The sequence below is a fragment of the Serratia sp. Tan611 genome (assembly GCF_905188235.1).
Taxonomy (GTDB): Bacteria; Pseudomonadota; Gammaproteobacteria; order Enterobacterales; family Enterobacteriaceae; genus Serratia_B; species Serratia_B rhizosphaerae.
Map to the genome: position 1 here is coordinate 1,478,083 of NZ_LR994655.1, position 13,909 is coordinate 1,491,991.

The following is a 13,909-nucleotide window of genomic DNA, read 5'->3' on the forward strand; positions in this document are numbered from 1 at the left end:
TTTTCTGTCAGGACTATGCCGTGGCGATCTTCGATATCGATAAAGATGAATTACTCAGACTCTCAGATACTCTTTTGGAAGAGTTAATTGCTCGCCTTGCTGAAGCCGAAGTGGCGGCCAGCGGTTACAGTTCAGCCTGGGTGCGCTGGTCGGGATCGATCAATGCACCAGATGGTGGAATTGATATCCACGTGCAGGTACCGTTCGAACAACTGAACAGCGGGTATATTGAGCGACCAGATACCGTTTTCCAGGCCAAGAAACACAAGATGCGCAGGGCAGATATTTTGCGAGAGATGGCTCCTTCAGGCGTCCTTTCTCCCATGATATCCGGCCAGGCCGCAAAGGGGGGAAGCTATATCATTGTCAGTCTGGATGAGGATTGTTCCCCTTCTATGCTTGCCGAACGCGTCAAGGCGATGCATGAGGTCGTCAGGAATGATCCCTCTCACCCAACTCTTCATCTGGCTTTCTATGATCGCGCAAAGTTGGCTCAGTGGATACGACAGCATCCGTCAGTAATGCTGTGGGTAAACAGAATACTGGGGCGGGGATATTCCGGCTGGCAGCCATATGGTGCATGGAGCCGCCCTCCAGAGGGGGCGGAAGATACCCTGATTACCGCGTCCGGTATTACGATCTCACTTCCGTCAGAAAAAGGTCACCCCCTGAGTATTAAGGATGCTATCGGGCCGATACGCCAGCTTATCCAGACCACTCGGAAAGCTGTGCGTATTACTGGTTTATCGGGCGTCGGTAAAACGAGGATTGTTCAAGCCTTGTTTGATGAATCAGTAGGAGCCGATGCCCTGGACCGTACTCTAGCGGTCTATGCTGATACCGGTGATGACCCGAACCCTTCGGCTACAGCCATGCTGGAGCGCCTCATCGCTGATCAGCGCAGCGCAATTATGGTTCTTGATAACTGCCCGTCTGAACTGCATGCATCCCTCGCGGCGAGAGTTACTTCGGTGGGAAGCAGGATCAAGCTAATTACCGTTGAGTATGATATTCGGGAGGACAAACCTCAGACCACGGAGGTGATCCACATCGAGGCGGTAGGACCGGAAGTCGCGGAAAAACTTCTGTTGTGCCGTTTCCCCGGTATTGGACCGTTGAACGCCCGCCGGATCGCTGAATTCGCTGACGGAAATGCCAGAGTCTCGCTGGCTATCGCTGAGAGAGTGGATGAGGGAGAGTCGCTAGCTGTTCTGTCTGATGCACAGCTTTTCGACAGACTTTTTGAACAACGTCATAAGCGAGACGAGGGATTACGGGAGCAGGCCGAGATACTTTCGCTGGTCTATTCGTTTTCGAGTGACTGTTCTGAAACAGGCGACAGTGAACTGGAGATCCTTGGCACGCTCGCGGGCTATTCGCATAACCAGCTGTACCGTACGCTCAAGAAGCTGACCGATCGCCACATTCTTCAGGCGAGGTCGCACTGGCGAGCCATCTTACCCCATGCTATAGCGAACAAACTGGCCGCCTCCGCGCTGGGTAGCTTTCCGGTTGCGTTTCTCAGGTCTACCTTTGAAGTGCCGGGACGGGATCGCATCCTTATGTCGTTTGCTCACCGGCTGGGCCTTTTACACGATCATCCGGTGGCAAAGGAGATTGCGGCCGCATGGCTCCAGCCGGAAGCTATGCTGGGTAACCTGCTGGAATTAGATGACTTGCCGGCTCGGATGTTGGAGTACATTGCGCCGGTGGTGCCTGACGTTCTGCTTAACCGGATTGACGAGGAGCTCAGGGCTACAGATTTTAAAGGCCAGAATAGACATTACGATCCGCCTTGGAGCACTATCCTCGATCTTTTGCAGGCACTGGCTTGGGAGTCTTCATACTTTGACAAGTGCGCCAGCCTTCTGCTGCAAATCGCGGATCATGAAACGGATAAACCTGGTCAGAAGGATGCACGGGACAGACTCACATTGTTCTGTCAGCCCTACCTGTCAGGTACACATGCCTCTCTGGAGCAGCGAATTGCGCTTCTGGAGGAGTGTCTTACTTCAAGTTTGTCACAGCGTCGCACACTAGGGCTGAAAATGCTTTCTGCCGGACTTAGCGGTTCGATGTGGACAAGTTCGAGTATATGTGAGTTTGGTGCCCGCCCGAGGGATTACGGTGCAGAACCAGACTATGACGCGTTGATGGAGTGGAGATGCTCGTTCATTGAGATTGCCGTTCGCGTTGGGAACGCCGATGATATACATCTTGCCAACGGTGCACGGACAATTCTGGCAAATGCACTCAGTGGCCTGTGGAGTGATAAGAGGATAGGTTCCGTCCTGGTTGATGCCGCACGTACACTGCATGCCCGTCTTCCCTGGGGGGAGGGCTGGAAGGCGATTCGAGCAAAACTGTACTTTATGCGAAAGGAGCCTCAGATATCGTCCGTGTTGCTTGAAACTCTTGATGCTCTGGAAAGGGAGCTCAGACCGAATGATTTGCTTTCCGCTATCCTGCTTTATGCCCTGAGTAAAGGCCACTATAACTGGGTACTTGATGACGAATTTAACCGAAGTGACCAGGCGCGATACACTGAAGCAAAAGAGCGGGTGATGGCCAGAGCAGAGCAACTGGGGCGTGAGTTTGCCACTTCAACACTTTGTCTTTCTGATCTGAGACCCAATCTGTTCTCTTCTGAATGGATACCTTACCGGAGCGCATTTGGGAAGGGGCTCGCTGAGGGAACCGCGAGTCCTCGTGAAATCTGGCAATTACTTATAAAAGAACTGGAGCAGGACTCTACTGAAAATAAAGATTTTTCTTTGTTTCTAGGCTTTATCGAAGGCGTGGATCGTACTAATGAAGCACTAGCCCATGAATTTCTGGATCACTGCGCCGTGCATCCTTCACTCTCTCGAGTTCTGGTTAATTTGCATCCCCAGCGAGATTTTACAGAAACCGATCTCAATAGATGCATGTCGGTTCTGAATAAACCGGATACTCGTATAGTTATGTTTGACGCCATTTTTTGGCAAAAGAAATGCTTGCATTTGCCAGTAACTCGAGTGCTTGAACTGGCAGAACGACTGTTAGCCATAGAAAACGGCGCTGAGGCGATTCTGGATGGGCTAGGGATGAGGTTACATGGCAACAAAGCGACAGAGGACATGCCTGGCCCAGAACTCCGTCAAATCGGTCTCAGGGCAGCCATTCAGGTTTTACAGAAAGAGACTGATGATCGGGGCGGTTTCGTTGATGCTTCTATGGCATCTGTAGTCGCGGCGGCATTGCAGTTTGACAGTCATGATGGGCTGGTAGAAAACTGGCTGGACGCAATCTTCTCAGCGATTGATAAACACCACGGCTATATGAATGATTATCGTAAAACCATAGAAACAACAGTGGCACTTATACCTGAAGCGTTTCTCTCCCGTCTTTTTGAAGATTCTGAAGACCAAAGGTGTATGCGGTTGTTCTTTATGCATGGAAGCATTGGGGATACTCCGCTACTTTCAGGCGTTGACATCGAAACCTTGATTGGCTGGTGCTCCAGCAGTAACGATCCGAGGATGTGGGTATTTGTGCCGCAGGGGTTAGAACTCTGGGTAAGAATTCCTGACACAAGCGGGACGGTCTTACATGAAAATGCTGTCAAATTCCTGGAGGCGGCACCTGAACCTTCCTTGGTTCTTGAGTCTTTTGCAAAATTAATGAGCCCCACAAGCTGGAGTGGTAGCCTTGCAAACATATTACAGTCCCGGACTGACGCTTTCGGTGAACTCATTGAACACGAGCGGGATGACATTTCAAACGCTGCAAAAAAAATACACGAGAGATTGATGCTTATGATTGAGCGTCAAAGGAATCGGGAACAACAGGAAGATCGTAAAGGTGAACAGCGGTTTGAGTAATGGTGACTACCTAATAAGGATCTTAATGACACTTTAGTACTAGTGTTTTCAGGCATATCAATTGTAGCCAAATCGTCCGCTCCTCACTCATAGAAGCCTGATGAATTGTGGCTGATTATGTGTCAGAGTTGGATATCACTCATCTCAAGATATGTTCGTTGACGGAGAATACTTATGAGTCTGAGCAAAGATGGATATCCACAAGGTCCGTTGGTACGAGCAGTATGGGAGTGTTGTGATGAACTCTATGAGAAACTGGGCCGAGCCCCCTCCCGACTGGAGTTTAATGACGAAATTGGCAAACGCGAGCCACATCGTATGGGTATTAGTACACATTCTCGCCAATGGGGAGAATGGATGCGCCATCATAATTTCTCAACATATGTTGCTAGTGTGCCAGGTATCATCCCTGAAGAAATGCACTATCCACAATATCTCCGTGTATGGTATGCAGTGACACAACTAGGTTCCGCCTCTGCGGCAAATATTGTTAAGTGGATCCGTAACAGCAATGCCCCTCTGAAAGAGACAGAGATTCGAATTCAACTAGATGCATTAACTGTTAATAGTAATTCCCGATATCGGTATCTTGGTAGCCGTAAAAGCTCTCGTACTGACCTAGGTAATCCATACGACGTGTTGTTTCGTACTGGAAACCTACGAAATACACGGTATGAACTGTATTTCCAGGAACTGCACGGTATATGGGATATTGGTGACGATGGCAGAACGCCAGTTCAGATTACTGTCCCAAGAACATGTGATCGGTTAGTTCTTGAAGCGAGAGATGAATTATTCACGGAACTCCCTGAGGATGAGGGTGACATCCGTCTAAAGGCTCTGCGTGAAGTGATTGTTCGAGAAGGACAACCCGTATTTAGACGAAAACTTATTGAAGCTTATGAGGGCAGGTGTGCGGTAACAGGTTGTTCGATCCAGGTCTTACTTGAGGCTGCTCATATCACCCCTTATGCCGGTGCTTGGCATACCCGCGCCCAGCATGGTTTGTTACTGAAAGCAGATATTCATACTTTATTTGACCGTGGTTTGCTCTGGATTGATACCGAATTGAAAATAAGGATATCAGAACAGTTAGCTGGGACAGAATATTCAGGGTTAGATGGACGATATCTAAGGTTACCAAAAGATAAAAAAGACTGGCCGTTAATCACTCATCTGATAAATCATCGGCAATATTGGATCGACAAAAACAATGGCGATGAACGTTCTTAATCTAGTACGTCCGCTCCTCACTATAGCCACCACTTAGCTTTATGTCGGGCGCGGACATTGCACTCAGCTCACACCCGCCCCATCTCACTCCCTTCATCTTCCCCACACAACCCTAGCCCCCCCTCCACCAATGCCGCTATAATCCCCACAAATTTCTCAACGGGTTCAGAAACGAAGATGGCAAAACTCACCTTACAAGAGCAGCTGCTGAAGGCAGGGCTGGTGACCAGCAAAAAGGCGGCCAAAGTCCAGCGTACGGCGAAAAAATCACGGGTTCAGGCGCGTGAGGCCAGAGAGGCGGTGGAAGAGAATAAAAAAGCGCAGCTGGAGCGCGATAAGCAGCTCAGCGAGCAGCAAAAGCAGGCGGCGTTAGCCAAAGAGTACAAGGCGCAGGTGAAGCAGCTGATTGAGATGAACCGCATCGTGCCGGCAAAGGGCGATATCGGTTTTAACTTCACCGATGGCAATCTGATTAAGAAAGTGTATGTGGATAAGACCACGCAAACCCAGTTGATCAGCGGTCGTCTTGCCATCGCCCGTCTGGCTGTTGATAGCAGCGGCGAGAGCGAATACGCCATTATCCCCGCCAGCGTCGCCGATAAAATTGCCCAGCGTGACGCAAACAGCATTGTGTTAAACAGCGCGCTGAGTGAGGAAGAGCAGGACGAAGACGATCCGTATGCCGACTTTAAAGTACCTGACGAACTGATGTGGTAAACAAGGTTTGCCGCTGCGGCGTATGAAGAGTCCTGACGGGCTTTTCATACGCCGTCGTCATCGTCAGAACGGACAATCATGCCGGATGTTGAACGCTTCTTCGCTGACGGGATGAACAAAGCGCAGCTCGCTGGCGTGCAGCATCAGTCGCTGGGTTTGTTCGGCGCCCGGCGGCAGCAGGCCGCCGTACAGGTCACAGCCGAGAATCGGGTGGCCCAGCAGCTGGCAGTGAATGCGTAACTGATGAGTACGCCCGCTCTCCGGGATCAGCTGTACCCGCGTCACCGGCAGTAACCGCCCATCCTCCACCGTATGTTCAAAACGTTCGATGACCCGATAGCGGGATCTGGCGGGTTTGCCGTGGGTTGAGCAAATCGACATCAGCGGGAACAGCGCCGGGTCTTTGGCTATCGCTGCGTCTATCACCCCTTCGTTGTTGTCCAGATGCCCGCAGAGCAGAGCGCCGTACACCTTGGTTACCGTGCGCTGGCTGAACTGCCGGCAGAGGGCGGCATTGATTGCCTTATTGCGGGCAATCACCATCAGCCCGGAGGTGCCGAAATCCAGGCGGTGAACCAGCGTACAGCCGGGGAATAGCTGTACCAGCCGATGATGCACCGAATCGAGATTTTGCGGATTTTTGCCGGAGAGGCTGAGCAGCCCGGCGGGTTTATTAATTATCGCCAGGTGATCGTCCTGATAGAGGATGTCTATCTGCTCATGGCACGGCGGGGCAATAAAGGTATCGATAATCGTAGACATCAGGCTGCCCGGGGGGAGAGTGGCAGCGGATAATAGCGGATTTCCCGCCGGTTGGCGAATCCGCGCTTCGCCTGATGTCTTTAAATCGCAGCGTCCGCTCCTCGCCCATAACCGCCTGATGGGGCAGCCCGAGTCAGCAACTGACAGACCCGCTCTTATTTCTTCTTGTTTATCATTGCCTGTAGCTCGGCAAACGGGTTGTAGGTGGCCGCGCCGACATCTTTCTGCGCGTCTTCCCCCGCCACAACGGTGGTGCCGTACTGGTCGGCTTCCGTGTACTTCGAGTGTTCGTGATCGTGGCAGTACAGGCACAGCAGCTCCCAGTTGCTGCCGTCTTCCGGGTTATTGGTGTGGTCGTGATCGATATGGTGAACCGTTAATTCACGCAGGTTTGAATAAACAAACTCCCGTGAGCAGCGCCCGCATACCCACGGATATATTTTGAGTGCTTTTTCACGGTAGCCGCTTTCCAGCCGCGCGTAGTTTTTGGGGATAAAAGCCATTGCCGATGTTACCTGTTAGCAAGAAATAATAGTCACAATATATCCCAAAACGGGACGGCAGGAGAATATTACGTCTACCGGCCGTGGGCGTCAGCGGGCAGTTCACACAGAGAGTCCGGATGGCACAGTGAATCTTTACTTAACACAGAACGTCGGCTGTTTGCTCAGCGCGGATGAAGGCGGGGTTATGGCCGCGATGCGCCGGCAGCGGCTTGCACTAACCCGGCCAGCTTATGCCAGATGAGCTTCGTTAATAATCTCCATTAAAAAGTCGGCCACTACTCTGATCCGTGAAGATGCGACCAGGTCGGTATGACTGACCAGCCACAGCTCCTCAGAAAACACCTGTTGTGTGGGGATGACTTCCACCAGGTCGTTGTTTTGCGAGGCAATGAAACAGGGCAACACCGCCAGCCCCAGCCCCGCTTTTACTGCGGCAATCTGGGTGACCAGACTGGTCAAGGCTAATGACGACGCCCGGTCAGGGAAGTGTTCATTGAGCCATCTGGCGGCGAGGAGATGGCTGAATGACCTGTCCCAGGTGATAAAACTGCGGTCTGCCGTTGGGTTATCGACGGGCGCAGGATGCTCACGAACATAGGCCTCGGCACCGTACACCGCAGAGGCCACCGTACCCGCCTTGCGTATCTTTAAGGTGTTCTGTTCGGGACGGACCAGCCGCAGGGCAATATCGGCATCATTGCGCACCACCGATACGGTATTTACACCGGTGATAAGCTCCAGAGTGATGCCGGGATAGCGGGCCCGGAAGCGTGGCAACGCCGGAATAATCAGGTGGTTTGCCAGCGTTACTGCCGTTGCCAGCCGTACGGTTCCTGTCGGTGTCAGGTCCCGCCCGGAGATTTTTTTCTCCAGCGTTATCACCTTGCCTTCCACCTCTTCAGCATATCTGAGCACCTCCTGGCCGGCATCGGTAAGAAAGTATCCGGTCTGATGATGGAGGAACAGGCAGGTCTGTAGACTGCTTTCAAGTGTGCTAATCCTGCGTGACACCGTCGACTGACTGACGTTCAGCTTAATAGCCGTTTTGGTGAGGCTGTTTGTGCGCGCGACAGCTAAAAAGAAGCGTAAATCGTTCCAGTCCATATTTATTCCACGCATACCATTTTCTATTTTTGGAAAATAATTGGCTGATTTTATCTGTAGTTTTCAAAATATGGAAAAAATAAACTTTCAGCAAGGTATTCATTCTTTTTTACGAGGAATAAACAGATGGAAGCAACCCATACCCATGATATGCAGGGGCTGAGCGCAAGAAAGACCGTCGAGGCTTATCTGGCGGCATTTGCCGCAGGAAAGGTGGAGGACATTGTCAGCCTGCTTGATGACAATGTCGTGTGGCATATTGACGGCGTGCCGGAAGTATCCACCGTCGGATTGTTACAGGGCGTGGAACAGGTCAGACGCTGGCTGCAATCTTTCCCGCAGCACTTCAGGCCGCTGGATTTCTCCATCAGCGAAATGATTGCCCATCATGACAGCGTTCTGGTACTGGGCCGCTTTCGTCATATCGTGCTGAGTACGGGCAATGCGGTAGGCAGCGATATGATCATTCATTTTAAGGTATCAGCGTCGAAAATAACCCGTTATCAAATGTTTGAAGATTCCGCGCTGCTTGGCAGGGCCTTTGACGCCGACGATGAATGGCAACTTCAGCAGGTGAGAATTAATGGCACGCTGTATCGTTACCGCGATATCGGGGAAGGGCCGACGCTGCTTTTTGCCCACGGGCTGTTCGCCAATCATGAAATTTTCTCTGCGCAGTTTGAGGCCTTGAGTAAGTCGCACCGCTGTATTGTTTTGGACATGCCGGGACACGGTCAGAGCGAGTACAATCCCGCCGGCTGGACACTTGATGACCTGAGCAGGGATTTGGCGTTAATGATCCAGGAACTGTCACTGGGCAAAGTGACCGTTATTGGACAGAGTCAGGGGGGAATGGCCGCCATCAGACTCGCCGCACACTATCCGCAGCGGGTGTCCGGTTTGGTGCTGATTGGCACCAGCGCCAGAGCGGAATACCCTGAACGTCTGCAAAACTGGCGCGAACAGCGTGCAATTCTGCTCACCGGTTCAGACGCTGAGCGTGAAGATTTATTTAAACGCCTTCAGGGTTATATCAACAGCGAACGCTGGCTGCAGAATAATCAGGCAGAGGCCGTCCGAGAGCGCCGTATTATGCAGTCTCACAGCCGCGCAGGATTAGCGCTTGCATTGGACGCCGCGGTTTTTGAGCGCGGTGATATCACAGCACTACTGCCAGGCATCACGGCCCCGACGCTGGTCATCTGTGGCGAACAGGACATGGCCACCCCTGTTGGGCTGAGCCAGGAGATGGCAGGCCTGATCCCTGAAGCCCGTCTGCTCATCCTGGCCGACACGGGTCATCATCCGCCGACTGAAGCGGCACGGGCGGTGACGGCGGCGATGGCAGAATTCCTGGCAGCAATTGCTCGATCGCGCGGCTGATGTTTCTGACCCTCCGTGGGATAAAGCGCGCATCGGGATAGACGGCATAAAGGAAGCGGTTAGGTAACCGGTAGTCTGGCAATACGCTGACCAGCTCGCCAGATTGCAGCGTCCTGGCTATCAAACGCCATGGAGTCCGGTGGCGTGCTTTCCTGTTATGCATTTCTGCCTATCGCAAAAGCGGCAGTGAACATTATATTTCATTAGGTTTCTCTTGAGGGGATTCCTCTTGACCATGAGCCGGTCTGATAATCAATTTACGATTTATTTTACTCAACGTCTGGTGGAAGATGTTAACCAGAATATCTTTCACTGAAAGGCTTAAAATGATGGCTAGTCCATCGCCGTTGACATAGCCGGGGTTTGTCTCTATAAAAAATTTAGCGTCACTACTTATATCCCCTTTCGGTTTTTTTTCGACACGGGTTGGCCCTAGTCCATCGTTATGAATCAAGACGCCATTTTCTTTTTTTATCTCCAGATCAAACTTATTGAGTAATGTCTCACACAGATCCTTCATCGGTCTATTTTGGTGCGCATTTTCCTTTGTTGGCCATGCTTTATTTCTGTTGCAACCTTTCTTGAGTATTGAACAATAGCTGGAGGGGTGGATGCATAGTTCAAAGAAGAGTGATTTTCTTGGGGTGCGTAACATCTCTGAAATCACAAATCTTAAGTAGGTTAATTTAACGATGTTTTTGTTTCTGTAATCTTTCAATAACCCGACCTGACTGCGAAAAACGTTTAACTTTTTTTTATCTATTTCTATTTCGTATCGCTGCATGCACATAAAGCCAACGGGGATCCTATCATCATAATAAATGGCAATTTTGCTGATGGTCGCGGCAGGGTGGATATACGCCGAGATGATGTCATCTGACGTGATGTTACCGGGAGGGGAGAATATTTTTTCGTGCAGATCGCTGAGTAAGTTGACAACATTATTTCCATAAACTTCATTTTTTTCGAAAATCTTCACGTGTAGCATGAAACCCCCATATTAATATTTAAATAGTACGTAAATTGAACGCAATCTTCTTAATGGTGCTAATGGTGTCATCAACTTGATTATTGGTATTTCTGCTTATCCCGCTTTTGTTTACTCCAATCCGCATCTCAAAGGCCTTCAATAAGGGAAGGAAAATCACACAAATGTTAAGATTATTTTAACTATAGTAAAGCCTAGCCGGTATGGCTAGTTTTGACCTGACTGATGCCATACGCTGGCGGCTGGCATGGTGTATAAGCCATCGCCGTACTGCACTTTGGCCGGGGCATGGCGATCGGCGACTCGCTGCATAATGAGCGGCGTCGGATGCTCTATGCATCAGGTTACGAACCGGGGGATTGGCGGGGGATGGACGTTAAATGGTCAAGTGCTTCTTATGATTGTCGTTGCAATTGTTATCAGTACTTCTCTGTTGTTCCCTGGGGGGCATGATGATAAGGATGTGCCGGCAGCCGGTACCCTAAACGACATGGCGGGCAGAAAAAATCAGGCGATCGCTGCCGATCGCCTGATATGGGGTGCGCCTGCAAACGCCTGGCAACGCGCGCCGGCTTACAGCTCGCGGCGGATGATTTCCGCGCCGGCGCTTAACGCGCGCAGCTTGCCGCTGGCGACCTGACGGGCCAGCGGTGCCATGCCGCAGTTGGTTGACGGATAGAGTTTGTCGGCATCGACGAACTGCAGCGCTTTACGCAGGGTATCGGCCACTTCCTCGGGCGTTTCGATAACGTTGGTCGCCACGTCAATGGCGCCGACCATCACTTTTTTGCCGCGAATCAGTTCCAGCAGATCCATCGGAACGCGCGAGTTGTGGCACTCCAGCGAGATGATGTCGATATTGGATTTTTGCAGCTTAGGAAACGCTTCTTCATACTGTCGCCACTCGGAACCCAGCGTCTTCTTCCAATCGGTATTGGCTTTGATGCCGTATCCGTAGCAGATATGCACCGCCGTTTCACATTTCAGGCCTTCAATGGCTCTTTCCAGCGCGGCGATGCCCCAGTCGTTCACCTCATCAAAGAAAACGTTAAACGCAGGCTCGTCAAACTGGATGATATCGACGCCGGCGGCTTCTAACTCCTTGGCTTCCTGATTGAGGATTTTGGCAAATTCCCAGGCCAGCTTTTCACGGCTTTTATAGTGGTTGTCATACAGCGTATCGATCATCGTCATCGGGCCGGGCAGGGCCCATTTAATCGGCTGTTTGGTGAGCTGACGTAAGAATTTGGCGTCTTCAACAAACACGGGTTTCTGGCGTTCCACGGCGCTAACCACGGTCGGCACGCTCGCATCATAACGATTACGGATTTTAACCACCTGACGCTGTTCAAAATCAACGCCGCTCAGGTGTTCAATAAACGTGGTGACAAAGTGCTGACGCGTTTGCTCACCGTCACTGACAATATCAATCCCTGCCCGCAGCTGATCGTCCAGAGACAGGCGCAGCGCATCCTGTTTGCCCGTGATTAACTCTTCATTTTGCAACTTCCAGGGAGACCACAGCGTCTCAGGCTGCGCCAGCCAGGAAGGTTTAGGCAGGCTGCCGGCGGTGGAAGTCGGGAGCAATGTTTTCATAATCAGATAGCCTTCTATTTTTTGGTTAATCAAAGCGCGTAGTTAGCAGACCATTGCTCAAGAATATTCTGGTATGGTTTGATAAAGTGCTCTTCGGTAAATTTTCCCTGCTCGATAGCCAGCCGGCTGCGTTCTTCCCGGTCATAAACAATTTTCGTCAGCGAATGGTCCTGATTATTCAGGCTGGGCTGGTAGCACAGACCGGCGGCAGAGTTCGCATTGTAAATCTCCGGGCGGTAAATCTTTTGGAACGTCTCCATCGTGCTGATGGTGCCGATTAACTCCAGGTCAGAGTAATCACGCAGTAAGTCGCCGGAGAAATAAAATGCCAACGGCGCAACGCTGTTTGGCGGCATGAAATAGCGCACCTGCAGGCCCATTTTTTTGAAATATTGGTCGGTCAGCGAAGAGCGATCCTGCCGGTACTCGATGCCCAATACCGGGTGCTGGTTGCCCGTCCGGTGATAGGTGTCTTTGTTTGAGATGCTTAAACAGATCACCGGTTGTTTTTTAAAGCTTTCCTGATATTCGCGTGAGTTAACGAAGTATTTGAAGATGTTGCCGTGCAATACGCCAAAATTCTCCGGAATGTTGAAGTCTGCTTTGTTTTTGTTGTGATCCAACAGCAACACGCTGAAGTCATAATCACGCACGTAGGAAGAGAAATTATTGCCGACGATACCTTCAATACGTTCGTCGGTTTTCTTGTCGACGATATGGGTTTGCAATATTTCAATCACGGGGAAAGCCGCACCGCTCCCCTCTATGCGCATCTCAACGGAAATAATGTCCAGCTCGACAGCATAACGATCGCTTTTCGGGTTATCCCAATAGGCCAGGTTATTGAAGCGATTGTTCATCATCGTGAGCGTATTGCGCAGGTTTTCCTGGCGGTTTTGCCCTCTGGCCAGGTTGGCAAAGTTGGTGGTGATACGCGTGCTTTCGGCAGGGTTATAGTTTTCATCAAACTGGCTGCGCTTAATCGTAAATGTAAAATCTTGAGTCATCGTGATCTTGCATCCTGGGTTCTGACGTGAAAACTGGATGGATTCTCGGAGGTTCCGGGGAATGCCGGTTTCTCGTTTATCCGTCTTCATGTTGTCAATTCGTTAACATTGCATAATTTATGCCAGAGCCATGGGAGGAGTGAAAGCGACTTAATTTCATAACAACATGAGCCATCTTCATGTTCTGGGGGAGGCGGGGAGCGGCTGGCTGCGCAACGCGATGAAAGGGCGCGGCCTGATGCTTGACTGCGCCCCGTTGACGTATGCAGGGGGATGCCGGCCGCCTGCATGATGTCGTACCGTCGCTACTGGTTTTCAACCCGCGTTATGCGGACTTCTGCCGAGCCTGATTGCTGTAATGCTGCCAGCCCTTCGTCGATGCGCCCGAGTTTTATCAAACCTGGTGAATGACGAAAGTCCTGGCGAAATATCGCTAAATTTCCCCAGGGGATGTAGTACGCAATATCACCGGTAGCCGGTTTGATTGCCGGCAGCGTATTTGCCTTATTGAGCTTGTCCGGCAGCCATGCGACTTTTTCAACTGCGCCATAGTCTTCCATCTTGACCGTGAGCGGCAGCATCGCCAAAAACTCCCGGGACGCCGGGTTATCCTCAAGCGAGCCAATCACCGTCTTGCCGTGATAATTAAATTGAATCTTCACCGTCTTCTCCCCGGCGTTCACATTTGCTACAAAAACCAGCATCAGGAGAAAAAGGGTACGTATAGCCGTCCTCATCGCTTCTCCTTAA

11 protein-coding genes and 1 pseudogene are annotated in these 13,909 nt (G+C 51.0%); 4 read left to right on the forward strand and 8 right to left on the reverse strand.

Annotated features, from left to right (window positions below; genetic code table 11):
* The first annotated feature begins 20 nt into the window (after positions 1-20).
* The 3 genes from TAN611_RS07020 to TAN611_RS07030 all read left to right on the forward strand — a co-directional run bounded on the left by TAN611_RS07020 (position 21) and on the right by TAN611_RS07030 (position 5,813).
* On the forward strand, positions 21-3,863 hold the full coding sequence (locus tag TAN611_RS07020) for a hypothetical protein (protein WP_203067439.1): 3,843 nt from the start codon (positions 21-23) through the stop codon (positions 3,861-3,863).
* Between the two features lie 174 nt (positions 3,864-4,037).
* Complete coding sequence (locus TAN611_RS07025; protein WP_203067440.1) at positions 4,038-5,096, forward strand: HNH endonuclease; 1,059 nt, start codon at positions 4,038-4,040, stop codon at positions 5,094-5,096.
* A 177-nt stretch (positions 5,097-5,273) separates the two neighbouring features.
* Positions 5,274-5,813, forward strand: a complete 540-nt coding sequence (locus TAN611_RS07030; protein ID WP_203067441.1) for a DUF2058 domain-containing protein — start codon at positions 5,274-5,276, stop codon at positions 5,811-5,813.
* A gap of 63 nt (positions 5,814-5,876) precedes the next feature.
* Here the strand turns inward: TAN611_RS07030 and TAN611_RS07035 are convergent, their stop codons facing one another.
* The 3 genes from TAN611_RS07035 to TAN611_RS07045 form a co-directional block, all read right to left on the reverse strand.
* Entirely contained in the window at positions 5,877-6,575 is a 699-nt protein-coding gene (locus TAN611_RS07035; protein WP_203067442.1) for an RluA family pseudouridine synthase, read from the reverse strand.
* 155 nt (positions 6,576-6,730) lie between these two features.
* Positions 6,731-7,078: an HNH nuclease YajD gene (gene yajD, locus TAN611_RS07040; RefSeq protein ID WP_105230313.1), complete on the reverse strand. Its 348-nt coding sequence runs from the start codon at positions 7,076-7,078 to the stop codon at positions 6,731-6,733.
* A 231-nt stretch (positions 7,079-7,309) separates the two neighbouring features.
* On the reverse strand, positions 7,310-8,185 hold the full coding sequence (locus tag TAN611_RS07045) for a LysR family transcriptional regulator (protein ID WP_238404519.1): 876 nt from the start codon (positions 8,183-8,185) through the stop codon (positions 7,310-7,312).
* Positions 8,186-8,311: 126 nt separating this feature from the next.
* Between TAN611_RS07045 and TAN611_RS07050 the strand changes: the two genes are divergently transcribed.
* Positions 8,312-9,568, forward strand: coding sequence for an alpha/beta fold hydrolase (locus tag TAN611_RS07050; protein ID WP_203067444.1), 1,257 nt, complete (start codon positions 8,312-8,314; stop codon positions 9,566-9,568).
* Here the strand turns inward: TAN611_RS07050 and TAN611_RS23470 are convergent.
* The 5 genes and pseudogenes from TAN611_RS23470 to TAN611_RS07070 all read right to left on the reverse strand — a co-directional run.
* Positions 9,465-9,692 (reverse strand): annotated as a pseudogene (locus tag TAN611_RS23470) (hypothetical protein); the annotation flags it as partial. The gene TAN611_RS07050 and the pseudogene TAN611_RS23470 sit on opposite strands and share 104 nt — an antisense overlap.
* 69 nt (positions 9,693-9,761) lie before the next feature.
* Positions 9,762-10,556 carry a hypothetical protein gene (locus TAN611_RS07055; protein WP_160027739.1) on the reverse strand — a complete coding sequence of 265 codons (795 nt, stop codon included), beginning with the start codon at positions 10,554-10,556 and terminating at the stop codon, positions 9,762-9,764.
* 573 nt (positions 10,557-11,129) lie between these two features.
* Positions 11,130-12,152, reverse strand: coding sequence for a methionine synthase (locus TAN611_RS07060; RefSeq protein WP_203067445.1), 1,023 nt, complete (start codon positions 12,150-12,152; stop codon positions 11,130-11,132).
* A gap of 29 nt (positions 12,153-12,181) precedes the next feature.
* Positions 12,182-13,159, reverse strand: coding sequence for a DUF1852 domain-containing protein (locus TAN611_RS07065; protein ID WP_105230316.1), 978 nt, complete (start codon positions 13,157-13,159; stop codon positions 12,182-12,184).
* 305 nt (positions 13,160-13,464) lie between these two features.
* The gene (locus TAN611_RS07070; protein ID WP_197951559.1) at positions 13,465-13,896 is read right to left on the reverse strand and encodes a cyclophilin-like fold protein; all 432 of its coding nucleotides are present in this window, start codon (positions 13,894-13,896) and stop codon (positions 13,465-13,467) included.
* Positions 13,897-13,909: the final 13 nt, after the last annotated feature.